This window comes from Mesobacillus maritimus, assembly GCF_044803185.1.
Classification (GTDB): Bacteria; Bacillota; Bacilli; order Bacillales; family Cytobacillaceae; genus Mesobacillus_B; species Mesobacillus_B maritimus_B.
The window spans coordinates 348,852-374,700 of record NZ_CP085225.1 but is presented as its reverse complement, the minus strand read 5'-3'; the positions used below and the strand labels follow the sequence as shown (position 1 = coordinate 374,700).

General features: G+C 38.5%; 23 protein-coding genes. All 23 read right to left on the bottom strand.

The window, feature by feature from the left end:
- Positions 1 to 82 precede the first annotated feature (82 nt).
- A complete protein-coding gene (gene mutM / locus LG336_RS01880) occupies positions 83 to 892 on the bottom strand; it encodes a bifunctional DNA-formamidopyrimidine glycosylase/DNA-(apurinic or apyrimidinic site) lyase (protein ID WP_404330886.1) in 810 nt (269 codons plus the stop codon).
- A gap of 98 nt (positions 893 to 990) precedes the next feature.
- Complete coding sequence (locus LG336_RS01875) at positions 991 to 1,716, bottom strand: CBS domain-containing protein (RefSeq protein WP_404330885.1); 726 nt, start codon at positions 1,714 to 1,716, stop codon at positions 991 to 993.
- A gap of 134 nt (positions 1,717 to 1,850) precedes the next feature.
- Positions 1,851 to 1,988 (bottom strand): hypothetical protein, encoded by a 138-nt coding sequence (locus LG336_RS01870; RefSeq protein ID WP_404330884.1) that lies wholly within the window; start codon positions 1,986 to 1,988, stop codon positions 1,851 to 1,853.
- 62 nt (positions 1,989 to 2,050) lie between these two features.
- Entirely contained in the window at positions 2,051 to 3,529 is a 1,479-nt protein-coding gene (locus tag LG336_RS01865) for an amidase family protein (RefSeq protein WP_404330883.1), read from the bottom strand.
- Between the two features lie 106 nt (positions 3,530 to 3,635).
- A complete protein-coding gene (locus LG336_RS01860; protein ID WP_404330882.1) occupies positions 3,636 to 4,781 on the bottom strand; it encodes a DEAD/DEAH box helicase in 1,146 nt (381 codons plus the stop codon).
- Positions 4,782 to 5,583: 802 nt separating this feature from the next.
- Positions 5,584 to 6,774, bottom strand: a complete 1,191-nt coding sequence (locus LG336_RS01855) for a hypothetical protein (protein WP_404330881.1) — start codon at positions 6,772 to 6,774, stop codon at positions 5,584 to 5,586.
- A 149-nt stretch (positions 6,775 to 6,923) separates the two neighbouring features.
- A complete protein-coding gene (locus tag LG336_RS01850) occupies positions 6,924 to 8,099 on the bottom strand; it encodes an HD-GYP domain-containing protein (protein ID WP_404330880.1) in 1,176 nt (391 codons plus the stop codon).
- 171 nt (positions 8,100 to 8,270) lie between these two features.
- Positions 8,271 to 9,497, bottom strand: coding sequence for an ATP-binding protein (locus LG336_RS01845; RefSeq protein ID WP_404330879.1), 1,227 nt, complete (start codon positions 9,495 to 9,497; stop codon positions 8,271 to 8,273).
- A 501-nt stretch (positions 9,498 to 9,998) separates the two neighbouring features.
- On the bottom strand, positions 9,999 to 10,340 hold the full coding sequence (locus tag LG336_RS01840; RefSeq protein WP_404330878.1) for a helix-turn-helix domain-containing protein: 342 nt from the start codon (positions 10,338 to 10,340) through the stop codon (positions 9,999 to 10,001).
- Positions 10,341 to 10,628: 288 nt separating this feature from the next.
- On the bottom strand, positions 10,629 to 11,345 hold the full coding sequence (locus LG336_RS01835; protein WP_404330877.1) for a metallophosphoesterase family protein: 717 nt from the start codon (positions 11,343 to 11,345) through the stop codon (positions 10,629 to 10,631).
- Positions 11,346 to 11,468: 123 nt separating this feature from the next.
- Positions 11,469 to 11,762, bottom strand: a complete 294-nt coding sequence (locus LG336_RS01830; RefSeq protein WP_404330876.1) for a DUF5658 family protein — start codon at positions 11,760 to 11,762, stop codon at positions 11,469 to 11,471.
- A gap of 162 nt (positions 11,763 to 11,924) precedes the next feature.
- Complete coding sequence (locus LG336_RS01825; RefSeq protein WP_404330875.1) at positions 11,925 to 12,518, bottom strand: TasA family protein; 594 nt, start codon at positions 12,516 to 12,518, stop codon at positions 11,925 to 11,927.
- An 83-nt stretch (positions 12,519 to 12,601) separates the two neighbouring features.
- A complete protein-coding gene (locus LG336_RS01820; protein ID WP_404330874.1) occupies positions 12,602 to 13,402 on the bottom strand; it encodes a TasA family protein in 801 nt (266 codons plus the stop codon).
- Between the two features lie 91 nt (positions 13,403 to 13,493).
- Positions 13,494 to 14,072, bottom strand: coding sequence for a signal peptidase I SipW (sipW, locus tag LG336_RS01815; protein WP_404330873.1), 579 nt, complete (start codon positions 14,070 to 14,072; stop codon positions 13,494 to 13,496).
- Between the two features lie 43 nt (positions 14,073 to 14,115).
- Entirely contained in the window at positions 14,116 to 15,093 is a 978-nt protein-coding gene (tapA, locus tag LG336_RS01810) for an amyloid fiber anchoring/assembly protein TapA (RefSeq protein ID WP_404330872.1), read from the bottom strand.
- Between the two features lie 421 nt (positions 15,094 to 15,514).
- Positions 15,515 to 16,618, bottom strand: a complete 1,104-nt coding sequence (locus LG336_RS01805) for a GDSL-type esterase/lipase family protein (RefSeq protein ID WP_404330871.1) — start codon at positions 16,616 to 16,618, stop codon at positions 15,515 to 15,517.
- A complete protein-coding gene (locus LG336_RS01800; protein ID WP_404330870.1) occupies positions 16,593 to 17,396 on the bottom strand; it encodes an SGNH/GDSL hydrolase family protein in 804 nt (267 codons plus the stop codon). Before LG336_RS01800 ends, LG336_RS01805 begins: the two co-directional genes overlap by 26 nt.
- A gap of 200 nt (positions 17,397 to 17,596) precedes the next feature.
- The gene (locus LG336_RS01795) at positions 17,597 to 17,995 is read right to left on the bottom strand and encodes a YbaN family protein (RefSeq protein ID WP_404330869.1); all 399 of its coding nucleotides are present in this window, start codon (positions 17,993 to 17,995) and stop codon (positions 17,597 to 17,599) included.
- 90 nt (positions 17,996 to 18,085) lie between these two features.
- Complete coding sequence (locus LG336_RS01790; protein ID WP_404330868.1) at positions 18,086 to 20,353, bottom strand: EAL domain-containing protein; 2,268 nt, start codon at positions 20,351 to 20,353, stop codon at positions 18,086 to 18,088.
- Positions 20,354 to 20,727: 374 nt separating this feature from the next.
- Entirely contained in the window at positions 20,728 to 22,257 is a 1,530-nt protein-coding gene (locus LG336_RS01785) for an AbgT family transporter (RefSeq protein WP_404330867.1), read from the bottom strand.
- Positions 22,258 to 22,446: 189 nt separating this feature from the next.
- Positions 22,447 to 23,403: a calcium/sodium antiporter gene (locus LG336_RS01780; RefSeq protein ID WP_404330866.1), complete on the bottom strand. Its 957-nt coding sequence runs from the start codon at positions 23,401 to 23,403 to the stop codon at positions 22,447 to 22,449.
- Positions 23,404 to 23,884: 481 nt separating this feature from the next.
- On the bottom strand, positions 23,885 to 24,427 hold the full coding sequence (locus LG336_RS01775) for a flavodoxin domain-containing protein (RefSeq protein WP_404330865.1): 543 nt from the start codon (positions 24,425 to 24,427) through the stop codon (positions 23,885 to 23,887).
- Positions 24,428 to 24,608: 181 nt separating this feature from the next.
- The gene (locus LG336_RS01770; RefSeq protein ID WP_404330864.1) at positions 24,609 to 25,826 is read right to left on the bottom strand and encodes a benzoate/H(+) symporter BenE family transporter; all 1,218 of its coding nucleotides are present in this window, start codon (positions 25,824 to 25,826) and stop codon (positions 24,609 to 24,611) included.
- Positions 25,827 to 25,849 lie beyond the last annotated feature (23 nt).

Below are 25,849 nucleotides of genomic sequence, written 5' to 3'. Positions count from 1 at the left end.
CCTATAGTTTCCTTTTTTGAAATAGTTCTCTAAACATTCTGTTTTCTCCTCTTTTTTATAGGAAATGAATAGTAAGCAATCATTAATTCTGGCAATTAGGGCAATAAAATGTCTTTCGCGAAGAAACGGTTTCTTTTATGATAGGGGTCTGGCACCTAAAACACGAATCGCCTTCTCGGTCATAAACCCTACAAACCTTGTCATATCCACCGGTTTTCTGGTCGTTTTTAAAAAGAGGATTGTCCATGTATCCACCGGCTTCTATCGCTCTATGGAACACGGTCTTCATCCCATTAAATAAGGCCTGAAATTCGGAGGATTCGAGCTCATCAAACTTTCTGATTGGCTTAATCTTTGCCTCAAAACAAATTTCGTCTGAATAGCAGTTCCCAATTCCCGCAATAACCTCCTGGTTAACGAGCGTTGTTTTAATCATCCCACGCCTCTCTGTAAAAATCTCTTGAAACTGACTAATAGTAAAATTAGGATCAAGTGGCTCAGGGCCAAGTTCACTCAGTTCAGATGCAAGTTCCTTTGCGTTATAAAAATGAAGAAACCCCAGCCGCAGGCCGATAAAATATAGCTTCTCGTTCCCAAAAGATAGAATTACCTGCTTGGTTCGGTCAGGGTTATCCTCATCATTCCCAAGATACATCCAGCCCCCAAGCATTAAATGGAGTAGCAAACTTTTCCCAGAGCTCAGCTGAAAAATCAGGTGTTTTGCTCGGCGGTCAATATGTGTGATGGTCTTCCCTTGAAGCTCCTGAATAAATTGACTAGGCGGGATATTAATCGACTTTTCACGGTTCACTTCAATTTCTGTAATCGGCTTCCCAACAATTCGGTCACTTAACAACCTTCTATATGTTTCCATCTCCGGCAATTCTGGCATCTACCGCAGCCCCTTTCCTACATCTTTTTCCTTAGTATGTTTGGGAAGGTTAAAAATAAAACAAGGCCTCCTGTAATCGGAAGCCTTGTCCATTTTATTCATCCGTTCGGCTCAGGATCAAGTAAATCCCAAGGAGTTAAAATCGCTTTCGGTTTGCTGTTGGACTTTCCATTTTCGGAAAGGATAACCGCCTGTAGTTTTTTATCTTGAGCATGATATTGGTCAAAAAGCTCCTCTACCTCGTACAGGTTTGTTGTTTCTTTAATAAAATCAACGTAGTATTCTTTCGTATTGTTTAACAATTCCCGGACCTTTACGTCTCCAAGCGAAATCACATTACTTGTCATTTCCTTTGCCATCCATCGAATAATATCAGAAGCAGTCAGTAGCCCTACGTATTGATAATTTTTATCATAAATCGGAAACCGAGTGAAATCGAATTTATTGATGGCCTTGAGCACATCCTTTAAATAGGCATCTTCGTAATAATAAAAAATAGGTGCGGATGAAATCGCCATCGCTAATGGGGGCTTTTCAAAATTCGTCGCAATGTCTTCAATCCGACGAACCACTTTTGTATGCGGCTCGGCAATATAATAATCAACATCCACCTTCTCATGGACAATGGCATTGCGAAGCCTGGCAAACTGATAGAGCTCATCTTTATATTTACGAATAATTGAGTGGCTTTTTTGCCCGACATTTAAGAGTTCCACAAAGGAATCGTTATGAGCATCCTTCACCATGTCTTTTAAACATCTATGTATACGATTAAAGGCGACTTCAAACTGACCAGATTGCGTTCTTTCGATTTTCTTCTCCAAGACGTTTCCCTCCAAGTGATGAAGTGCATGTCCATTTATTGTACCTTAAATCGAGGAAAAAGCACATAAGGTGCCTCCGCTAGCACGGAAAGCACCTAAAATTTCTATAGTCAGCCATGTGCTAGCCTTAAGGGTTAATCAGATGGATTGCTTGGTTCATTCTTTTTCTTATCACTTGTTGTCCACTCGACCAATTCTTCACTTACACTCTGGCCTTTTTTTCTATTATTGTTGCGCTGTGCGCCTGGATTACCATACTTTTGCCTGCCCATCTCACTCGACTCCTTTTTTAGGGATTACACGTGTAGTATGAGCCATTTTAAAAGTATTATGCTTATGAATTAAGCGCCAATACTGGTGGCTTTCGGACCTTTGTTGCTTGTTCAAACCCATATGCCAGTGGAATCAGTGTGTCTTCGCTGTAAGCTGTTCCTGTAAAAGTAATTCCAAACGGTTCCCCTTCAGCGGTATAGCCGGCTGGTATTGTAATCGAAGGATAACCAGCAATCGCGGCAATGGCACTGCCATGGTCATGCGGAAAAACCAATGCACTCACATCATACTTGTTTAAGGTATAATCAATTCCTTGTTCTTTAGACATGTATTGATCATGCTCAAGCGCTTGAATATACTGCTTCTCCGTAAGCGTGCCACTTGTTGTTTCAGACTCAAGCAACACGGCTTGACCATATTTCAACGTTCTCTCAAGATGATGTTTGTTAAATGCAATGAGTTGGGTTAGGTTACGGACTTTGACTGATGGATGGAGTTGGCTCAAATAGGCATTCAGACCAGGTTTGAACTCATAGGTAAGCACATCGTATCCCCAGTCTATTTTTCCCGCAGGAATTTCTACATCCTTAATTTCTGCACCGAGCTGTTTCAATTTCTCAACAGAGTCTTCGAAAATTTTCCGTTTTTCCTCTGTAAGGCCTTCGTAATAAACAGAGTCCCGGGGAACACCTATTTTGGCTCCCTGCAAGTCACTTTTATCTAGGGCACTTTGGAAACCTTGAACATTCTTGTTAGTCAGCGTAACTGGATCGCGTTCATCCACACCGGAAAGCGCAGCTAGCAGATACACCGCATCTTTTACCGTTCTTGCCATCGGTCCGGCCGTATCTTGCGTATGTGAAATCGGAATAATCCCTCTCCTGCTAATAAGACCAACAGTAGGTTTGATGCCAACCAGTGAGTTTTGACCACTCGGATTTAAAATCGACCCTGAAGTTTCCGTCCCTACAGCAACAGCGGCAAAGTTTGCAGCAATCGCTGCACCCGAACCAGCACTAGACCCGCCGACAATGAACTTTTGTGGACCATAAGGATTCAGCACTTGGCCACCCCTTGAGCTGTATCCAGTTGGCATATTTTCCGCCATAAAATTGGCCCATTCCGTCATATTGGTTTTGCCCAGAAGGACGGCACCCGCTTTCCTTAACTGCGAGGCGACAAAAGAGTCCTCCGGTGCAAAAGAATGTTCGAGTGCAAGTGAACCAGCGCTAGTATGCATTTTGTCATAGGTATCAATATTATCCTTTAATAGTACCGGAATTCCGTGCAGCGGACCTCGGGGCCCCCGCTCGTTACGCTCAGCATCTAAAGCCTCAGCAATATGAAGTGCATCTGGATTGATTTCTAATATAGCATTAATGGATGGTCCACTTTTATCAAAATTTGCAATCCGGCTTAAATACATCAACACAAGCTGTTTTGAGGATAACTCTCCACTTGCCATTTTGTTTTGCATATCATCGATTGTCGCCTCAGGAAGCCAATTTTCCAATAGGTCTTGTAATTTGGGATTTTCCATTTGGTTTCTGTCCTTTCTAGTGGAGTCATTGATTATTAAGTTCTTTTATTATCATGCAAATCCCTCTAAAATTCACAGAAAAAAAAGCTATGGTAAAATACCATAGCTAGCTTCTCACATCAACAATTTTCCCACTATAAAAATCTTTCTGAGCCGGAGTAATTCCTAATTCCTTACAGAATTTCTTTAACTCCCGCTCTTCACGTTCATTCACAATGCTAATAACCGTCCCCTCAGCTCCGAAACGACCGGTACGACCTGAGCGATGAATATACTGCTCACGGTCACGAGGGAAGTCAAAGTGAACCACATGTGTCACCCCTTTAATATCAAGGCCACGCGCCGCAATATCGGTCACAAGTAACATTTCATTTTTCCCTTCACGGAACTGCTTCATGTTTGCTTGCCGCTGCTGTTTCGTTAACTCACTATGTAGCATCATTGCCGGAATCCCATTAAAATTAAGCTTTTCAGTTGTCACCTGAAGAGTACCAATATCTTTAATAAAAACAAGACCTTTAAACGCATCAAGGCGGGACAACCTCTCAAGAACCTTAATTTTATCACGCTGTTCACTGATAAAATAAATATGCTCGACGGTTCCAGTAGCAATTGTTGAATCTTGTTTAATTTTAATCACTTCCGGGTCCTTTGTGAGCTCTCTTGCAGCTTGTTCCGTATGGTCTGGAAGAGTAGCTGAAAATAAAAGCACCTGACGGCTGTCCGCGAGTGTCGATTTGACGATGCTTTCAACGGTGTTCCGGTGTTCAGGAGTAAGCAGCTGATCGCCTTCATCCAGAACGACAGTTTTCACTTCGTGCATTTTAATTTTCTTTTGTTTGATAAGCTCATTGACCCTACCAGGAGTACCAACAATCAGGTGAGGGCTCTTTTTTAGCTTATCTAATTGTCGTTTTGGATTGGCACCACCAATAATTGAGGTGGAAGTAATCCCGCTGCCTGTGCCCCATTTTTGTACCTCAGCAAGAATTTGCATCACTAACTCCTGCGAAGAAGCTAAAATGACTGCCTGGGTATTTTGTTTTTTCGTATCAATTTTATTTAAAACAGGTAACAAATAAGCTAACGTTTTTCCAGTACCAGTCGGCGATTCAGCAATCACATCCTGTCCAGCGATGATAAGCGGAATCGTGCTTGCTTGTACATCCGTTGGCATCGAAAACTCAGCCTTGCTCCACGCTTCCTGTATAAATGGTTTCAACTCTTGAATAATAGATTGATTTTCAGTCATTTCCGTCTCCTTTAAAACACTTTCTAAGTTCTAGGCTCTTTTCTCAAACTTTATTGCTTTTGAAGATCAAAGACCTTTGCTCTTAACTCATAACTACCGTAAAAAAACTTTACTATATTTGAGAAAAGAGCTTGCAAACGTATGTTAAACCTCATAACTAACGGTTCTTACGCTAAAATCGGCTCTTAGATTTTAGCAACAAGCTTTACGAAAATAGCCGAGTTCTAAGATGAATACTAGCCTAAAAACCTCATTCAAGTCCAGTATTCCCTGTTTTTTAAGGCTCTTTTCTCAAAACCTTGTTACTTTTTAAAAGAAAGATAAATTTTTTAACACCCTTTAACTTGTATCTCAGATCATGTTTATGAGAAAAGAGCTTGCAAACATACTAAAACGCACAAAATAGCTTATCTAACGTTAAAATCGGCTTTAGGATTTTAACAACTATTCTTACGAAAATTTCCTTTTTAAGGCTCTTTTCTCAAACCTTATTACCTTTTAAAAGTTAGAAAAATTTTTTAACACCCTTTAACTTGTATCTCAGACCATGTTTATGAGAAAAGAGCTTGCAAACTTACTAAAACGCACAAAATAGCCTATCTAACGTTAAAATCGGCTTTAGGATTTTTAACAACTATTCTTACGAAAATTTCCTTTTTTAGACATAAAAGAAGAACAGTGTGGGTGCTGTTCGATAGTTTGGCTCTGATGAACCCTTGAGGTACGGGTTAATGGGTTTCTATTGGGAGGAGAGGGCTTCTATTCTCACCTCAAAAATTGTATTAACTGCAAACAAGGCAACCTACATAGGCTGCCTTGTTTGCTTTTCACGATATTTTTTTGACCAAGAATAAGCTAGTAAACCAAACATGAGGATAAATTGAAGAAAGAAGACGGTAGCGTCCCAAAAATAAATACTGCTAGCCGGCTCTAAAAAACCCGGTAAAACTAAGATCCCTGCATGAATAATTAGTGGGAAATTGTAAAAGATTGCAATCGTAACGGTAATCATAACCCCAAAAAGATAGAATAGAGCATAAGGACGAACCAACTTTTCTTCTCCGTTGAACGTCGTGCTATTTCCACTAGTAGGTAAAAATGGGATCCACCGTTTTAAAAACATCTGTCCACTTTCCATAAGATTGTGGCAGCCTGACCAATTCTCTAACACATAGTACATATCTGTTTTCATATATACACAGAATTGATAGATAATCCTGATAAAAGTGCTGATAACCACCATTTTAGCAATACCAACGACAATGAAATGGTTAACAAAAAGAATTTGAACAATTAAGGCTATGAACATAACGACTACATCAAAATTCATGCCCGCTAAGTATAGGCGATTTCTTTTTTCCGGTTGGAGCGACCACACTCGAGACATATCTGTTTCAAGAACAATGAAAAACAGGCGATGTCCAAGTTCGATTTTAGTAGGCAAGTTCTCTGCACGAATGGCAAGAACATGACCCAATTCATGAACGACTACAAATATGAAGGATAAACTGAGGAAAACTAATATATTATAAATCATCAAATCAAATAGAAATACATCATCGTAAACCGGAAATAAATCGGGTTTTAATGCAAACAAAATGATACTAACTAAAAAAACTAAGGAATAAAAGATAGACGAATAACGATTAAAAAAGAAGTGACCCACGTTTGCAGGTATCCATTCTAGGCCACCACTTTTTTTCTCAACCTCTTTTGGGAATGTTTTCCCATCCAAGCTTTTGACAAGACCTAATTCAAGGAGATCCCCAGCAAAATTTTGCATGTCCACTTCTTCATTGGGATATCTGTCTTTTAGGATCTCCTCAATTAGATAAAGTGGTTGGCCCTCATTAATCATTGTAATCGCCTCAATACAGATCCCAGGCATTTCAAAGAATTCACCTGTGAGTATATCCTCAACAATGAAATATTTCTTATCTTGATTTATACGCAAGGGATATAGGCTGATATTAGAATGTTTAGTTATGACCATATAGACCCCCATTTAATAAGAATTAGGGAACGAGACTAAATAACTCTTAACTAAAATTAATACTTAGGAAAAAAGGCACAAAACCAACAAGTTGTTTTAATTTTTTTAAGCTTGCGGATTTTCATGATGTCACCTCCTCTCAAATTAAGTTAATTTTGTTGATAATGGAGACTGATAGACCAATCATAATTTTTATGGAATTCTTCCCAATCTGGATAAACCTTTTTGAACAGTTCAACCAACTCAGGATCAAACTGTGTCCCCTTACCATCTATAATTCTATTATATGCCTCCTTAACAGGGAGAGCAGAACGGTAGGAACGCGATGAAGTCATCGCATCAAATGCATCAGCAATCGAAACAATACGTGCTAATTGTGAAATCTCCTCACCTTTCAACTGATCAGGATAACCTTTGCCGTCCCATCTTTCATGGTGGGATTTTATCACATCGAGACTCTGATCAAGCCCTTGAACTTTCCTTACTGCTTCAACTCCGACTACTGGATGGGTCTTTATGACTTCAAATTCGTCACATGACAGCCTTCCGGGTTTCATTAAAATTTGATCAGGAATATTCACCTTGCCGACATCATGTAACAAGCAAGCATAATGGAAGGAGTTTAACTCATCCTCATTGTACTTTCCTGTTGCAATTGCCAGTATCCGAGCATATTGAGCAACCCGTTCACTATGTCCTCTCGTATACGGGTCTTTTAATTCAATAGTCGCAATAACGCCTTTAACAATACCTCTTAACTGCTCATCATAGGAGTTTTTATAGGCCTGTAAATAAGCTTGAAATCGTTTAAGCAGTACGTAAGCAACACCCGATAAAAATAAATATAAGACAAGAGGAAGTAATACAGTACTTGATTGCATTAATAATCCGATAACTACGTATTTAATGATCATTCCTATAAATACAAAATTGAAAAAGTTCTTATTAACAAACAGTGGGGTAAATAAAACGATAAAGATTTCAACAACATTACCAGTTTGGTACTCTATATCTGACCCCAAGTAATAAACCGCATCATTCATTGTTGAAAGTACTAAATAGGCTACGATAAATACATATTTTATTGAACTCAATTTCACTTTTTTACTTAATAAAATGACTACTGGAATTAAAGCGAAAAGTAATAAATAATAAATATAGCCAAAACCAGGTAATCCCGGTTCAAGATTATAAACGTATGTTTTATAGAAAAAGTAAAAAAATAAGTCATAAAGAACAGAAATCAGATAAAACATTATAAGGAACCACTTTAATGCACGTTGCTCCTCATGCCTTAGGCTCGGGTTAAGAAATTCTTTTTGCATTTTTAGTACCCCAATACATTAAGATTTGAATATTTCTCTTGTTTTTAACCAAACAAATAAATATCCCAAGCAAAAACGCCATAAATCGACACTCTCATATTTATTATAAACCAAAAGTACTACTACAAGAATAGACCATATGGTATATATTTATTAAGATTTGGTGATAATCTAACGTTCCGGTAACAAAATATTAATTTTTGTTCCGTTTTTTGGAACGCTAGAGATTTCTAGTTTTCCTTTATGCTCTTCGATTATTTTCTTTGTCACCATCAAGCCAAGACCTGTTCCATTTGGTTTAGTGGTATAAAAAGGTTCCCCTAGTTTATCAATCTGCTCTTGAGGAATACCTTCCCCTTCATCTTGAATACTAATGATAAATCGATTCTTTATAAACTGGGCCTTGATATCTATATTGCCACCGTCCAACATTGATTCAACTGAATTTTTTATTAAGTTTAGAAAAACCTGTTTTAATTGGTTCTCATCACAATAGATATACGGAAAAGGACCACCTATTTCGGTCCGTATAGTGATATTTTGTCTGGAAGCCTGTGGTTCAATAATTGAAACAACGTACTTTAGTATCTCTTCAATGCTAACCTGTATCTTAGTTGCCCCACTCGGTTTTCCTAAGATTAGTAAATCAGAGACAATTAGGTTAATCCGGTCAATCTCATTTAACATGATGGGATAAAAATTTTCTTCTGACTTATCTTTCTCCAACTGTAGTTGAGTAAACCCCTTTAGCGCAGACAAGGGGTTTCTAATTTCATGTGCAATAGAAGCAGCCATTTGACCAACCACAGCAAGCTTTTCCTTTCGTTTGCCGTCCTCGTACGCCAAAATCATACCGTTTATATAAGAAATAAAGCGAGTTAACACAATCCACCCGAATAATGCTAAAAAGAGTAATAACATAATTGGAAGAAGGACTGTAACACTATTGAATAGCAGCCCATAAGCGACATATTTCAAAACCATAGATACGGTAATAATCCAAAAGAAACGCTTATTTACAAAAATAGGAGAAAAGATTAAAAATAAGACTTCGACTAGATTGCCATTCATATAAGGTGAATCAGTACCCCAATAGATTAGTATATTATTGATAGCGTCCAGCAATAGAAAAGCATAAAAATAAATATACTTAATGAGAAATGGCTGCTCTTTTTTTATTAGGAAAAGAACAAGAGGAAGCAGCAAGAAAAGCGCTCCATACATATAATAGCCCAACCCTTTATCCGGCAACCCCATTGGCTCATGTTTTAAATATGGAAACAAATAATAATAGACAAAATCATATCCTATAAAAACAAAATAAAAGAGAAGGGTAAACAATTTAACCGCCTTTATCTCTTCTACTCTTAAAACTTCTTCCCTGGTACCATCATTCATACTTCGGGATCTCCTTTGGCACTTTTTTGACATATCGTAACCCATTGAACTCTAATGAGACAACATAATAATGTTCCCATAGTAGTAATTATAGACTACTCTTAACCAGTATATATTATTATATCTGATTCTGTTTGGGTAGACGAATAATGAAAACACCATAATTTGCATAACATTAGGCTAAGGAAAAGAACTGCAATTAGGGAAGATAGCGATTGAATATTATTTTTCCTTATATTTATACACTGTGATTTTAACAGAAAAGATAGATTCCATTCGAGGATTAAAGTAGTGGCTGAGTTTAACTAAATGATTAAGGAGGATGCCGTCTCTAGTATTGGAGAATAATTATCAAAATCGGGGAGATTGAGAAGCCACCAGTATCAGCCGTGAAGTCTGAATCTCCTTTAATTAACGGTAACGAACTAAAAGTCCATACTAATACACCTAAATTCCTATAAGCTTTGTATACCATTAACCTTTTATTAATAAAAAGCAAGGTTAATTTTTCTTAAGTGCCTGGATAAATTCTTTTATCTGTTCTAACTTTTGCGGATTCAACTCATCTATTGGAAGCTCAACCTCTATTTTAAAGGTACTTTTTACGGCCGAAGTTGAAATAGAAAAGGTCTCCCCATTACCTTCCCTCTTCGTCCTAACTAATTCCTCAACTTCTACCCCAAACGTTTTTGCAATTCTATGTAAGATATCTAAACTAGGATTGCTTTGAATATCTCTTTCAATCAAACTTAAATAAGATTTTGAGATACCAGTTCGCTCACTTAATGTATCTAAAGTGAACCCTTTTCTTCTACGAAGCTCCTTCAGCTTCTTACCATCCATAGGATTGACCTCCTTATTTTCGGAGTAATTTTTCTATCACAAACTACTATCATTAGGATTGTTTAATTAGTTGGATTTTGTTCACTATAATGAACATAACCTCTTTCTAACCAGAACACAATATCCGAAATTCCTTGTTTTGGGCCGTTTTTACCAGTAAATCTTTACTTTTCGGTAAATTACTACTATTTTCTCATTTATTCTTAATTGAGAACGACCTACCTTTTCAAAACAAAAAACCACCAACTATGGTGGTTCTCTTATAGCTAAACAGTTTCTACTACCTGGTTATAGGGAGGCATTTTGGAGTATTTTCACAAGCTGTTCTCGGTTTGGATAATCGGATTGTTTAAATTGCTCAATCGTTTGCGGAATATCATAGCCAACGCGAACGATTGATGTTTGAAAAATACCTTCTTTTAAATCAACAATGGCATAGGACGCTTTCTTTAACCCATCAAACGGCAAACCTACGCTTCCAATGTTCATAATGCATTTGCCATTAATATAACGGATATACGGCCTATGAATATGGGCATATATGTATAAATCTGCGTCTTGAGTCATCATTTTCGTTGTTAGCATTTCTTCCTTTTCGTCTGGAAGAACGACTTCAAATAGACTAGATGGGGTTGCATGGTATGCGTGGATTTTCATTCCTTCTATCTCTATGTTTAACTCTGTTGGGAGATTGCGAAGATAATCAATGCTTTCTTCATTTAGGTTTGAATAAATCCAATCACGCTCTTTGTTCATCATGTCTAAAGCTTGTTCTGGCACCTCGCCCTGATTCACCCCACGAACCACCCACTCATCGGCATTTCCTTTAATCACGTCCGTATTCAGCGAACGAACAAGATCCAAAGACCGCTGCGGCTCTGGTCCTCGATAACAAAGATCGCCAAGTACATAGACCTTGTCGACATTTCTTTCCTTAATATCTGATAGTACTGCATCCAGGGCGTTTGCATTCCCGTGGATGTCGGAGATAAAAGCAAGTCTCATGGTCATTACTCCCTTCTTTACCTAGTTTCTACTATATACTATAGCTTTTCTGGCATGAGAATCAAAACCACTAATTTCAGGATTGAGGACAGCTTTATTGTCACCGCTTGAAAATGTCCTAGGTTATAGTAGAAAGAGCCAAAAACAATGAAGCCCAAAAACGATGGTATACATACCCGAAGCCATAAACGCAACACTCTTTACTAATCTTGATGACGGAACCACTTTAAAGAGAATAAATAGGTAGAGGAAGAGTGATAGTGACAATTTCATAAGGATAAACAGGCTTGAGTTTGCTTGATAGAGTTTGTCCATGAATGGATTCATTTCAGTGATTAGGCCGTTTTTTAGGCCGTAGTAAGTCACAAAAGCATCAAATATATTTAAAAGTGATAAATAGTAGAATATCTTATTCATTTAAGTACCTCTTTTTCATTTTAAAAAGTAAATAATCTAAGACTTCACACTCTATAAGTTATTTCCCAAAGTTCAATCATTAACCCTATCAAATTTAAGGTATTCACTGATAAACACAAAAATGACCTTGATTTAGTTTTTGGCAGTTCATCAAGGTCATTACTATTTTTTTATATCCGCTATTTTTCTTTTATTCTTAAAGTAATAGATTCCTCCACCTAGAACTAAAACTGCACCAGCTATGATTAAATTGAACATATCAGTAGCGGTATTTGGAAGCATTGGTCCATCTGCTGGGAGAACACCACCTAAAGTGCCTTCAACGAATAGTTTTAATTGGAACTCAGTACTCACTCCTTGGAACTCATTTCCTAGTTCTATCGGAACCTTGATGACAAACAGGAGATTTTCGCTTTGCTGGCCCTCTAGAAATTTAGGCTCTAGACCGGTTAAATCTTTCAACTTGCCTTCGTAAAGGATTCCATTAGCATCTTCAATCATTAAATCCAACTGATTATAAAAGTGCTCGGATCCAGAGAGAAATTTACTTGAAGTAATATAGTTAAAATCTTGGATGCCATTATTGATTATTACAAAGTCGCGGGCAACCGAGTCCCCAGGCTTTACATTGGATAAATCGAAAAGGATTTTCGCAGGTCTAGTGGTTAAATCGATTTCGCCATTATTAATATTAGCAGCGGCACCTATTGGGAATAACAGAACAAAGATTAAGAGTAATGGAGGAATAAGTTTCATATTAATACCTCATTTATATTTAAGTGAATTATAGAAAAGGTGGGAAACCCACCTTTTCTATATTAGATATTACCAATATTAAATTAGTCAGTTACTTCTTCAGTATGAGTTGGGCCACCTGTTGTTCTTGGGCTAGGCATGTTAGATCCATCTGCTGAGTTTTGAACACCATTGTTTACAGCGCCGTTACCATGGTTAGTATCAACATGTACTCCATCCCACTGAGTGGCTTCCAGGTTGAAGAAGACGTCTACAGAATCGTTCATATATTTATTTTGTACATATTCACCATTTGCTTTTTTGGCAGGGTCATTTTTAAATGTAATTTGAATAAATACATCATCTTTATCATCTGGATCAACAGGAATTCCAATTCTTCCATCGGTACCTGCAGCAATAGAAGCTAAGTTAATTTGTCCATTTACAACATGATCTGAATCAATATCTGATACATCACCATTAATAAGGTCTGCTAAAGTAAAGTCTCCAGTAACAACATCTTGTCTTGGTTGCCATTGACTAGTTTCAGAGTCTACTTGCATGAAGTCAACTTCAAATTGAGATAAGAAATCATCTCGACTAGAATCGCCATTTCCTTCAAAGTTGGCCGCAGTTCCGCTTAATAGAACTTCTTTAATTGCAAGAGTACCAACATTGTCTAGTGTGAAAATACGTTGGATATTATCACCAGGCTTAAGATTCGTTAAGTCAAAGCTAATTGGCTTATTACCGCTTTTTCCAACTTGAAGATCTAACGTCCCAGCCGCAAAATGGTTGTTAACTGTCGCTGTGTCGTTAAATGCTGCCCAAGTTCCCCCACCGACTAATGAAATACCTAGAGCTGCGGATGCTAATCCCAATCCTAATTTCTTTTTTACTGACATTCTAGTTTCCTCCTCATTTTCCCCTTATATATTTAAGGGTATGTAGTTTATTTATTGAACCCCTATGTTTAATAGGGAATACAACCATTAATTACGCTGGTTTCCCAGTATCTTGAACTTCTGTTTTCGGCTTATCAATCTCTCTAAGAGCTCCCCTAATAGTGACTACTGAATAAAGGATTAATAAAACACCTGGAGTAATTAGTAGAATCGCCATACCTTTGCTTGATTTTGCAAAATCTATTAAATAACCTAAGTAAGGAATTGTCACATCTGTATATTTTGCAATTACGTTTTGAGATAGAACTAATTGAGAGTCTAAATCCTCGTTGTTATCCCCTTTGGTTTGGAACATGATTTGATTATTTTGGTTCATTACTTCAATAATTCTGTGGGTAACTAGCTCTCCACCCTCTTGCATATAGGTAATAACATCACCTTTTTTCAGTGCGGCTGGATCTTCTATTGGTTCCACCGCAATAATTGATCCTGTTTTAAACGTTGGTTCCATTGAACCCGATAGTACGGTTTTTAACTGATATCCTAGAAACTGAGGTTCTCCCCCAGAGGCTTTTGATGAAATTACAACGAAAACCATAAAGATTAATAGCAAGAATAGAATCCAAGTTATTAAACTACTAACTATCTTCAAAACTTTCTTTGTAGCCATTTGAAACACCACCTATAATTTGTTAAGTATATTATGGAGACTATTATTCACTTGATGAACCTTTATTATTGTCAGAGGTCGTTTGTCTTTCTTCCGTATCTTCGGGCTCTTTAGTTGTCGTTTGTCTTTCTTCCGTATTTTCAGGCTCTTTAGTTGTCGTTTGTGTTTTTTCCGTATCTTCGGACTCTTTAGATGTCGTTTGTCTTTCTTCCGTATCTTCGGACTCTTTAGATGTCGTTTGTCTTTCTTCCGTATCTTCGGACTCTTTAGATGTCGTTTGTCTTTCTTCCGTATCTTCGGACTCTTTAGATGTCGTTTGTGTTTTTTCCGTTTCTTCGGACTCTTTAAATGTCGTTTGTGTTTTTTCTATATTTTCCAGTTCATCAAATTCTGCTTTTTCTTCAGGAGTATTACAACTATTTACGGTTATTTTTTTTGACGGAATATAGCTGTACCCATCCTCATCCTTTTTGTTTTTTCCTTGGTGACCCAAAGGTCTTCGAACAGCAAATTTATATTCACCAGGTTCAAGTACCTCTGCCGAAATTTCTCCAGTTTCTTTGGCAGCAAGCTTCGGTACTGTTCCAGTAGCAACGGGTTCCCCAGTTAAGTATTCATCTGCTTTATATAAGTAGTACCGCCATGTTGAAAAGGTCATATCTTCACCTGAATTACTTATGGTTGAATAGACATTGCAACCATCAACCCTTACAGTTGAACCATCAAAATCGAGTGAACTTTTATCCCATTCGTCCATATCCCATTCACCAACATGTAATGAATTTTCTATGACCTCAATATCATTAAAATAAGCCCCAGTATTAGAAGAAAGATATGAACCAGTGATAATTAGGAGATACCAGATTGAAATCAGTTGGGCTGCGATGACTAGACCCTTGCTTTTCTTCTTGAACTTTTTAAGGCGTGTTCTTCGCAACTTTCTCCCCTCCTCGTCCATTCCACTTGATGAATCGAATTTTTCTATCAGTTTAAGAACGAAGTTGGTGATTCGTTTATTCATTTTCATCAACTTCCTAACAATCATTTATTTTGTTAAATTCTTAATAAAGAACAATAAGGCCGTATTTGTCATGATCTCTATAAAATTTAGGTATAAAGAACATATCACCCAAAAACGTTATACCATTCAGCGCGCTAAGTTCTTTATAATTAACAATTTTGTCGCACTTCGTTCTAAATAAAGAACCTTATGGACTTATAATAAAAGATTTATCCTAACTTGTAAATAGATTTTCGGAAAATCGTTCTTAATAAAATACGACACATCACCCTATCTTTCTTATGTATTATTTAAATACTGTCTAAAACCTTGTCTAAACAAGAAAAAACACACGATATATGAATTGTCGTGTGTTTCACCATGTGGTAATTCGTTGTTAATACCGTGAAAGTTAACCGTTACAGATTAAATAGGTACTTTCCTATATATTTACCATTTTTTTATTCCTTCGATCCTGAATCACCCAAATACCAGCACCAAGTACGGTCAGTAGTGTCCCAATCGCTAAGAAATTAAACATAGAAGTAGCTGTAAGTGGCAGCTTGTTTCCTTTGTTTGTTTTAGGAGCAAGTGGAGTTTTGTCTGTTTCTTCTTTGTCTTCTGGTTTTTCACCAGCTGGATCTTCTTCGTCATTTGGGTCCTCATTGACTGGTGGTTCTTCATCACCTGGCTCTTCTTCTACTGGAGGTTCTTCATCCACCGGGGGTTCTTCATCCACCGGAGGTTCTTCTTCAGCTGGTGGCTCTTCTTCTGGAGCCTGAAAGCCTAATGCGACATCCGCAAGGTTAGCGAGCACCCGGTGTCCTTCAACATTTGGATGGATATCTCCTGGTAAAATCAATTCAGCTTGCTTGCCTGCAAATGCTGGATAAGCATCTGCTAGTAAGGTCTCGTAATAGTTACCAATTGGTAGGATTACTCCTTCATTTACCGCGTTCAATACTTCTTCCCCTAGTTCATGCATGAATGCCTCGTATGGATCTTCGCTTTCACCATATGGGTTATAGAGGGTGTATAGGACAATTGGAGCGGATGTTTGCTCACGAATATCCTCAATAATTTGTTGTAAGTTTAGGGTTAGTTGTTGCACCGCTTTGAGCATCTGCTCTTCTAGCTCTGACGGAATACTGTCATTTTCACTTTCACTATGGAACTCTGTTGCCGCGGCTGTAACTGGCGGACGTAAAACCCGTAATAGGTCATTGCTTCCGATGTTTAAGGTAACGACATCTGCTGATTGCAGGGCTGTGTCAAACTCGGGATTTTCTTTTAGTGCGTTTAATAAATCCGTAGACGTCCAGCCTGGATAGCCATGATTGATGACTTGGTAACGACCATTGGAAATTAGGTTTGGAAAAGCTCTGTTTGATGGTAATTCGTTATTTTCTTCAAGGTTATAGCCGTATGTGATTGAATCGCCTAAAGCAACAAGAACTGGCTTGTCCTCATCAGGGTTTTCTCCTTCAGGATCTTCTTCTCCCGGATTGTCGCCTGGTTCCTCACCACCCGGCTCTTCCTGTTTCATCAGGATCAGGGTTTTCCGTTCCTGGGTCTTCTTCAGGTAATAGATCAAATAAGATGTTATTCACCAATGAAGCCAATGCTTGGTGTCCTGCTACGTTTGGATGGACATCTCCTGGGATGATGTAAGAAGCTTGGTTTCCACTGAAAGCCGAATAGGCGTTAGCCAAAATGCTTCCAGTTGCTGTCTGAATTGGCCCAATAACCATACTATTCACTTGCTCTCCATATTCATAAAGAGTTTGTAGAGAAGGAACTTCACTTGGTCCAAACGGGTTATAAATGTTGTAAAGAACAATTGGTGCTGTCGGTGCCTGTGCACGTATTGCTCCAATAATCTCTCCCAGGTTTTTCCCTAATTGAAGACCTGCTGCCCTAACCTTTTCCTCTAATTCTGGGGTGCTTTCAAATTTACCAGTCGCTAATGCCTCTTGCACTCCGACCGCTTGAAATAAATCATTGCCACCAATATTTAGAGTAATAACATCTGCAGCCGCAATGGCTTCCATGAAACTAACATCACTTTTAACTGCCGTCAATAATTGACCAGACGTCCAGCCTGGTTTGCCCAGGTTTGTTACATCAAGACTTGCAGCATTTCCTATTAAATAAGGAAACGCCTCACTTGATGGGTTGCCTAGGCCAGAACCGTATGTAATGGAATCACCTAACGCCACTAATTTATGTGGCTGTTCAACACCATCTTCATTTGCAAGTGCAAAACCTGAGAAAAAAGTACTAAATAACAGCATAACAACCAACACAATCGTATAACGCTTCAAACTCTCATCCTCCTTTTTTTACAATTATTTTCATAATCTATCATAATGTATAAAGATTTGTCTGGAAATATAAACCACTTGACAAAAATCGTGTATTTCTACAAAGTAGCTATAGGAATAAATTACTAGTAAGTTTCGGAAAGTATCAACTCCAACACAAAAAGGCCACCCACTTCAACCTCAATGGATGGCCTTTCCTTCTACCTTATAACGGTCTTAATTTTAGTAAAGAAATAATAATACTTATACCCCACAACCCCCAGCAACAACAACCGAACCCAAAGATTATCCAAGATAATAAACGGGATGGCAATCATTACGTCAGCAAACAGGTTGATTGTCATCTTCTGTTTCAGGGTCATCGACCGATCTCTGACAAAGCCTTCGAGATGCTTTTTATAAATGTTGGTTTCTTTAAACCAGACTTCAAATCGTTGGGATCCTTTGACAAAGAAGAATAAAGCTAGAAGCAGGAGTGGTGTTGTTGGCAATAATGGCAGGATGACTCCTAGCATTCCTAACCCCATAAACAAAAATCCTAATACTATATATAAAAGTTTGATGAGTTTAATGGTAGTTCCCTCCCGTGCACCTTTCACGAGTTCTATTATATCACTCAAATGTTGGGAGGGGTAAAATCACCTTTAATCCAGACACCTATAATCGAGCACCCTATAAAAAGGAACTCCCTAGCTTCCTTTTTGTTTCTTGTTTAGTAACTTTTCCACCTCTGCTGCTGAGAGTGGCGGACTATAGAAATACCCTTGACCACGGTAACATCCATTTTGAATGAGAAATTCAGCTTGTTCCTGTTTTTCAATGCCCTCGGCAATCAGTTCAAAGTTTAGATTCTTGCCCATTTCGACGATGGTCTTAACCAATGAGGCTGCATTTGGATTAGTCGTACTCTCGTGTACAAAAGATTTATCAATTTTTACATAATCAATCGGTAGCTTGCTTAAGACGCTTAAAGAAGAATACCCTGTGCCAAAATCATCGATTGATATTTTCACACCGAGTTTCTTTAAGTCTTGAATGATAATGGATGATTGATTGATGTTCTGCATTACACTTTCGGTGATTTCTAAACCAAAATATCGTGGAGGGAGCTGGTATTCAGTGAGGACTTGATGAACCGTTTCTACAAATTGTGGATCCTCAAACTGTTTTGCCGAGACATTCACAGCCATCTTCACTCTTATACCGGCATCGTGCCACTTTTTATTTTGTTTACCAGCCTCATGAAAGATCCACCTTCCTAAAGGAACAATCAAGCTGCTTTCCTCAGCGATTGGGATAAATTCCATTGGAGAAATGATGCCTAACTCTGGATGCTTCCAACGAACCAAGGCTTCAACGCCATAAATAGTTTCTGTTTTCAATTCAAGCTTAGGTTGATATTCTAGATAAAACTCATCATGCTCAATTGCGTGTTTTAGAGTTTGCTCCAGTTTAAACTTTCGATCTAGCATGTCACCTTGCTCGTGAATGTAGAATTGATAATTGTTCTTTCCTCGCTTTTTAGCTAAATACATCGCGGTATCCGCCTTAGAATTAAGGGTTTCTTTAACTTGACCGTCTTGGGGATATAAGCTAATTCCAATGCTAGGTGTGGTATAAAACTCCTTATTTTTTATCATAAACGGTGTTGAAAAAGCTTCAATAATCCGATTTGAAATTCTCCGGATTGTTGCTTCATCAACCTCTTCCATTAAGATAGCAAATTCATCTCCACCTAGACGAGACACAAGGTCTCTTTCTCGAACGCTTTCCTGTAAGCGAATTGAAACTAGTTTCAAAAGTTCGTCTCCTGCATCATGTCCCATCGTATCATTAATAAATTTGAAACGATCTAAGTCGATAAACATCACGGCTAAAATCTGATCCTGATCACGACTTCTCTCCAAGGTTTTTTCTAGGTATTCGTTATACATATGCCGATTGGGCAGACCGGTTAGCGCATCATGATAGGCCATAAATTTAATCTTTTCTTGATATTCTTTTTTGGCCGTCACATTAATTGCTACTACCATTATGGCTGGTGTTCCATTATAGTTTATTTCTTTCCCTAGCATTTCTAGATAAATAATTTTGCCATCATGTGGCCTGACAATTTTATATTCAATATAACCTTTTGCGATTTTATTTCCGTGAATTTCTCTATTTCGAGTATGAACTTTCTCTTTTTCCGAAGGATGGACAAATTCGAAAATCGATTTTCCTATTATTTCGGAAGGATGAGATAAGCCCAATAGTTGAAATGTCGCAGGGTTTGCGTAGACAATTTCCTCGTCCTGATGAATCAAGATCATATTCGGTGAGAGTTCCACTACACTCCTATAACGACTTTCACTTTCCTGTAACTGTGCTTCTGTCTTTTTCCTTACTGAAATATCAACCACAACACCGTTGATTTTTACAACTTCGGTAGAATTTTCCTTAAAAATTGGGGAACCTGATAAATATACCCAAACCGCTTCTTTATGCGCATTAATAAGGCGGACTTCAACAGTACTAGATTCTCCGGATAGAACCCTATCATAAAATTCCAATACCCTTTGACTATCATCAGGATGGAAAATCCCTGTCCAAAAGGAGTAACCCTCGTAAAATTGTTCCATCGTATACCCCGAAAGTTTTTCAATCCCCTTAGAGACATAAACTCTTTGGTTCACGATATCATTTGACCAAATGGTTGCATCGACACTATCAAAAATTTGCTGAAGGAATTCCTTCTGATCTTGCAACTCTTTTTGACTTATTAATAATTCCTTGTAATAAAAGCGTGACTTATCATACTGACCTCCCAAGGTCCAAGTGACAACGATTCCAATAATAGCAGTGAGAGCACTAATAATAAAAAGTAAGTGCCCATCTTCACGGTGGATATGTTGTAAAAGCCATAGACTAATGATCAAAAAAGGGAATGTTGCAGTGATTCTTCCTATGTATTTCATACTATCTCCTAATAAATAATTTCTTTAATTAGCCTATTCAATCTTCCAACGATAACTGTACTGGGGAGTCCTATATGCTATATCCCCTCTAACATCATAACGGTTTCATTTTACCATGTATATCACCATCAATTCCTATATCCCTGCGATTTAGACTACCATTACTAGTACGTTACTCCTATCTTCCCCAATAGTCAGTGGAAGTCCTTTTAATCAAACGTTTGATTAAACAGAGGTGATTGTATCAACGGTTTAACCCACCTTGGGTAAAAGTAAACATGTTTTCTGCCCTTAAAAGCATTCCTGAAATTATCAGAGAGACTCAACAAAATGAAAAAACTCCCCTCCTATTAAAGGAGAGAAGTTTCTCAATTTTATTTCGTATAGAAAATCGGAGATCCTGGTCCTAAATCTAAACCAGTTAGCATCCAAACGACCAGCATGATTACCCAGAAGATTGTAAACGCGATGGAATATGGAAGCATCGTAGAAATAAGTGTTCCAATCCCAACTTTTTTATCATACTTCTGTGCAAAGGCAATCACGATAGCGAAGTAAGGCATCAATGGAGAGATGATGTTGGTAGTGGAATCAGCGATACGATACGTAAGCTGAGTCAACTCTGGAGAATAGCCAATTCCCATCATCATCGGAACGAAAACAGGAGCCATGATCGCCCATTTCGCAGATGCACTTCCGATAAACAAGTTAATAAATCCAGAAATCGCAATAAAGGTTAAAATCAATGGAATTCCTTTAAATCCAGTAGATTCAAGGAACTCTGCACCATTCACGGCTAAAACAATTCCTAACTTAGACTCGCTGAAATAAGCGACGAATTGACCAGCAACGAAGGCAAGTACAATATATGAACCCATTGTTGACATTGTTTCAGATAATTGATTGGCAACATCTTTATCATTTCTAATCGACTTCGTGACTTTCCCATAAACAAATCCTGGGACAAAGAACATGATTAAGATAACTGGAACTAAGGTTTGAAGGAATGGTGAGTCAATAATACTATCGGCACCAGCTCGTAGTGGTCCCCACTCAGGTAGAGCAAGCAAGGCAACTCCAATACCTACAACAATCAGGGAAATGAACGCAGCCCATAATCCCTTCTTTTCCTCTGGGCGCAAGTAGTCTACTTCTTCCTTGACGTCCCCTTTATACGTACCAAGTCTAGGTTCAACAATTTTATCGGTAACGATTGTACCGACGATGGTAATTAAGAATACAGAAGCAATCATGAAATAATAGTTCATTGCCACGTTCATCTGACCAGCATACTCTGGATCCAACATCGATGCTGCATCTTGGGTTAGACCAGCAAGTAACGGGTCCAAAGATGTTAGGAGCAGGTTGGCACTATATCCGCCAGAGACACCAGCAAATGCGGCTGCTAAACCAGCAAGTGGATGACGACCCAAACCTGCGAATAATACCGCACCAAGTGGTGTCAATACAACATAACCAGCATCTGAGGCCATAGAAGACATAACGCCAGCAAAGACTAAGGCAGCTGTAATCAGCTGTTTTGGAACAGATGTAACAAGGCCACGCAGGGCAGCTGAAATTAATCCAGAACGTTCAGCTATCCCGATTCCAAGCATTGTAACAAGGACGGTTCCTAATGGCGCAAAGCCAGTGAAGTTTCCGACCATGCTTTGGAACAAGTATAAAATTCCTTCTGAGCTAAGGAGGTTTCTAACTTCAATTACTTCTCCCTCATTCATTGGGTCTGGCACACTCATCCCCATGCTAGAGAATATTGCAGAAAGGACGACAACAGCTAAGGCAAAAATCGCGAACAGTGTAACGGGGTCAGGTAATTTATTTCCAACACGTTCAATGGTATTCAAGGAACGCATAACAAAACCTTGCTTTTTTTGATTAGACATTGGAAAAATAATACTCCCTTTCCTTTTTATAATTTTCTTACAATATAAAAAATAGAACATAAGTGATTATACGGAAGAAGCTAGACGAAAGGAAGGGGTAAACGGAAAGTCGAAATAGGGAGTCTATTTCCAAAAATACAAAAATGGTGCCTGACCCCCAGTGCGTTAAAGTGGTCAAGCACCATTTAATTAGTTTCTGATGATGATATAGGTTAGGTAAGCAATATATACAACCGCTAAGATTGCTCCTTCTTTTTTCGATATCTTGTATCTTGATCTAGAGAAAATTAATAAAACAATGGTAAACAGAATCATAAAGATTAAATCGAAAAAGATTTTTGAATCAACAGCTAATGGAGAAATCGTTGCGGATGCACCGATTACAAGCAAGATATTGAAGATGTTGCTTCCGACTATATTTCCAAGAGCAATCTCACTTTCTTTCTTCAAAGCTGCGGTGATGGAAGTGATGAGCTCCGGCAATGATGTTCCGACTGCAACGATGGTTAACCCGACGAGTGTTTCACTCATTCCAACCGATAGAGCGATATCCGTTGCATTACTTACAACAAGGTCCCCACCGAAGATAATCCCAGCAAGTCCGCCGAGAGTGTAAAGAATATTTTTCCCCCAGGTAATCCCTGTCGTATCCCCGGTATCAACATTGCCCTTTTCGCGGTTATTCCGGGCAACTTCAAATATGTAGTAGAGAAAAATAGCAAAGAAGAGGAGCAAGATTATTCCTTCGCTTCTTGTAATTATGTTTGCACTTTCCCCTTGAAGAGCAATATCACTGATAAGTACCCAAAGAGCTACGCTTCCTAGAAGCGTAAACGGAATTTCCTTTCGGATGGTTTCACTCTCTACTATCAGTGGATTGATGATTGCGGTGATTCCGACAACTAAAGTGATATTAAAAATATTACTTCCTATGACGTTCCCTAGGGAAACCGCGCTGTTCCCTTCCATGGCAGCAATAATACTGACGGTCGCCTCTGGTGAGCTTGTCCCAAATGCGACAATCGTTAACCCAACTAACATAGGAGGCACTTTTAGAAGCCGTGCAATCTTGGAAGAACCTTCTACAAAGAAATCGGCCCCTTTGATGAGCAAAGCAAAGCCTACTAACAACAATATATACGTCATTCACTACACCTCTTCATTTACTTATATGAAGTTTTTGAATCATTTAATCGTGGTAGATTATTACAGGTTACCTAAATTATAGCAAATAATCAAATATTTTATATTGGAACAGACCAATTTGACCTATCCCCTTTAGGTCTTAACTAGAATAGAGGGAAAAATTCCCCTTAAATTGTAAATAGCATTGAAATTAGGTTAAATAAAGGGAGAAACTCCCTCTATTCACTCGAAAAACGTAAAAAAGAGGATTTTTTATTTAAATAGAGGGAAAGTCCTCCCTTATTTTCACCGAAACAAGCTCCATTCTGCATATAACGGGAAAAATTCCCCTTATGTTACTCTCACTAGTTATTCGTTGAGATTCAGCACTCTAATTTATTGTTTTACACCATTTAAGAGAACCCGCGTTAAAACGTACCGACCGAGCACCTTTTTCAGCCAAATAAAAAAGCTGACCATTATTTTGATCAGCTCATCTAACCTACAACCGCATTTCTTCAGTTACTAAATAGGGAGATTGGGTAGTACATAAGGTTACGTTCTGTTTTGTATTAAACACATCAGCGAATTCCCCGATTGCTTCTTCATCGATTCGAGACGTATCTGTTGTTACTCCCCCTACTCTTTTCACTAGTTGTTTTTCGAAGAAATTCATTTGCGAAACTAAAAATTCTCCTCCAAATATGCCTGTAGCTGTGGCCTGTTTACGTAGTTCTATCGGGAAAGCATTTTCAAATTGTTCTAAGGCAATTTGACCTTCTCGCATACAGCAAAGAAACAGACCAATTCTTTTCGTTCTTAACACTGATAGATTTTCTTTTACGAACTTTTTCACTCGCCCTTGAATACTTCCCGTATGGATGGATCCCCCAATAATAACGGCATCAAATAAATCCACATCTGAATGCAACTTCGCCTTATTTAGGTTTAAAACAATCACATCCCCCTTTATTTGCTTTTTTAACAGCAGGGCTGCCTTTGTCGTCGTACCATGTGAAGAGCAATAAACAATCAAAACCTTCATGGTTTCGCCTCCTAAATGGCCGTACTTCTTGACACATAAAAAACCAGCCTAAACTTTTTATTCATTTAGACTGGTTCCTGAGGTGCCGTTCCGCATTGATACTTTTATTATAATTTTTAATCTTAATCGCGAATTGAAAATTATGTGGCAATTTTCTTACATTTCCTATTTTTAACTGAAATCATGCTTTTTCAATAGTCCTCGCTAACACTGCCCCGACTATTAGGCCCCAAACAGGCGCACTAATATGAAAGAAGCTGACATTTGATAGAGTCACAATAAAAGCTGCTAATGCACTTAGGCGATAGCGATTTTCCGAAAAGCCTTTTTGCAAACTACTGTGAAGAACCGCAATTAACGAAAACCCCGCAACTAGGGAGATAAAAGCCCCTGGGAGTGAATAAATGAAGGGCACGATTTTCCAGGCAAAAATACCGAAGAGAAGCGTTACAACCCCAGAGACAACAGATCCCATATACCTCTTCGTCCGGGGACCAGCATCTGGACCAGAACAGATTGCCGTCATCATTCCTGCAATATTGGCGCATTGACCTCCAAAGAAACCTGATAAGATTGAAAAAGCCCCACTAGTCGAAACTATTTTCCGGATCGGTGGCTTAAAGTCCGAGCTTTCCAAGGCACCAATCCCTGGAGCTGCGTCATTGCTTAAGATCAGCATCGCTAGAGGCAGTGCCAATGTCAAGAACCCCATCCCAGTAAACTCTGGTATTTGTAAACTCGGCAAGAAAAACGCCATTTGCTCATGGCCAAATTTAAAGTTCCCTGTTAAAAACAATACAACAAAAGCAACGCCAATTGCGATAACAACCGGAGGCACTTTTTTCACATATTTTGTACAGAGTAGAAAACTCAAAACAGCTGCTCCCCCGACCATCGGCATTTCTTTAACAGCTGGGACTATCTGAACGACATATCCGGTTACCAACCCACCAAGCATAGCTGAAATGACTTCTTTCGGAACCCATTTAATAATCTTAGTAAAAAATCCACTGAACCCAACTAAGAGAATAATGAGTCCTGACATCACATACCCACCGATCAGTTGAGGGTATGTAAACTGTGCCGTTACCGTGGCTAAAAAGGCTACCCCCGTAATCGAGTGTCCTCCGGTAATGGGAATACGGTATAGGAGTGGCATGATGATACTAAAAACACCACCGAAAAAGTATACCGCAAACATCCAATTGATCGTTTGCTGGTCTGTAAACCCTCCAGCTGCCGCTGCTTGTAATATAATAATGGCGGGGCCGGTCATCACTAAGACACTTGAGACCAACCCCGCTGAAATATTTTGGCTGTTTAAATCTCGAAAAATCCCTTTCCATTGCCGAGATTCCGTAGGTGTAGCGTGTTCATGATAATCATCTGGTAATCCCATTTCTACCACTCCTGTTAAAATGC

Coding starts and splice junctions, on each gene's coding strand:
- mutM (WP_404330886.1), bottom strand. CDS start 892: ATGCCAGAATTGCCGGAGATGGAAACATATAGAAGGTTGTTAAGTGAC.
- LG336_RS01870 (WP_404330884.1), bottom strand. CDS start 1,988: ATGGGCAGGCAAAAGTATGGTAATCCAGGCGCACAGCGCAACAATAAT.
- LG336_RS01865 (WP_404330883.1), bottom strand. CDS start 3,529: ATGGAAAATCCCAAATTACAAGACCTATTGGAAAATTGGCTTCCTGAG.
- LG336_RS01860 (WP_404330882.1), bottom strand. CDS start 4,781: ATGACTGAAAATCAATCTATTATTCAAGAGTTGAAACCATTTATACAG.
- LG336_RS01855 (WP_404330881.1), bottom strand. CDS start 6,774: ATGGTCATAACTAAACATTCTAATATCAGCCTATATCCCTTGCGTATA.
- LG336_RS01850 (WP_404330880.1), bottom strand. CDS start 8,099: ATGCAAAAAGAATTTCTTAACCCGAGCCTAAGGCATGAGGAGCAACGT.
- LG336_RS01845 (WP_404330879.1), bottom strand. CDS start 9,497: ATGAATGATGGTACCAGGGAAGAAGTTTTAAGAGTAGAAGAGATAAAG.
- LG336_RS01840 (WP_404330878.1), bottom strand. CDS start 10,340: ATGGATGGTAAGAAGCTGAAGGAGCTTCGTAGAAGAAAAGGGTTCACT.
- LG336_RS01835 (WP_404330877.1), bottom strand. CDS start 11,345: ATGAGACTTGCTTTTATCTCCGACATCCACGGGAATGCAAACGCCCTG.
- LG336_RS01830 (WP_404330876.1), bottom strand. CDS start 11,762: ATGAATAAGATATTCTACTATTTATCACTTTTAAATATATTTGATGCT.
- LG336_RS01825 (WP_404330875.1), bottom strand. CDS start 12,518: ATGAAACTTATTCCTCCATTACTCTTAATCTTTGTTCTGTTATTCCCA.
- LG336_RS01820 (WP_404330874.1), bottom strand. CDS start 13,402: ATGTCAGTAAAAAAGAAATTAGGATTGGGATTAGCATCCGCAGCTCTA.
- sipW (WP_404330873.1), bottom strand. CDS start 14,072: ATGGCTACAAAGAAAGTTTTGAAGATAGTTAGTAGTTTAATAACTTGG.
- tapA (WP_404330872.1), bottom strand. CDS start 15,093: ATGAATAAACGAATCACCAACTTCGTTCTTAAACTGATAGAAAAATTC.
- LG336_RS01805 (WP_404330871.1), bottom strand. CDS start 16,618: ATGAAACAGGAAGAGCCGGGTGGTGAGGAACCAGGCGACAATCCGGGA.
- LG336_RS01790 (WP_404330868.1), bottom strand. CDS start 20,353: ATGAAATACATAGGAAGAATCACTGCAACATTCCCTTTTTTGATCATT.
- LG336_RS01785 (WP_404330867.1), bottom strand. CDS start 22,257: ATGTCTAATCAAAAAAAGCAAGGTTTTGTTATGCGTTCCTTGAATACC.
- LG336_RS01780 (WP_404330866.1), bottom strand. CDS start 23,403: ATGACGTATATATTGTTGTTAGTAGGCTTTGCTTTGCTCATCAAAGGG.
- LG336_RS01775 (WP_404330865.1), bottom strand. CDS start 24,427: ATGAAGGTTTTGATTGTTTATTGCTCTTCACATGGTACGACGACAAAG.
- LG336_RS01770 (WP_404330864.1), bottom strand. CDS start 25,826: ATGGGATTACCAGATGATTATCATGAACACGCTACACCTACGGAATCT.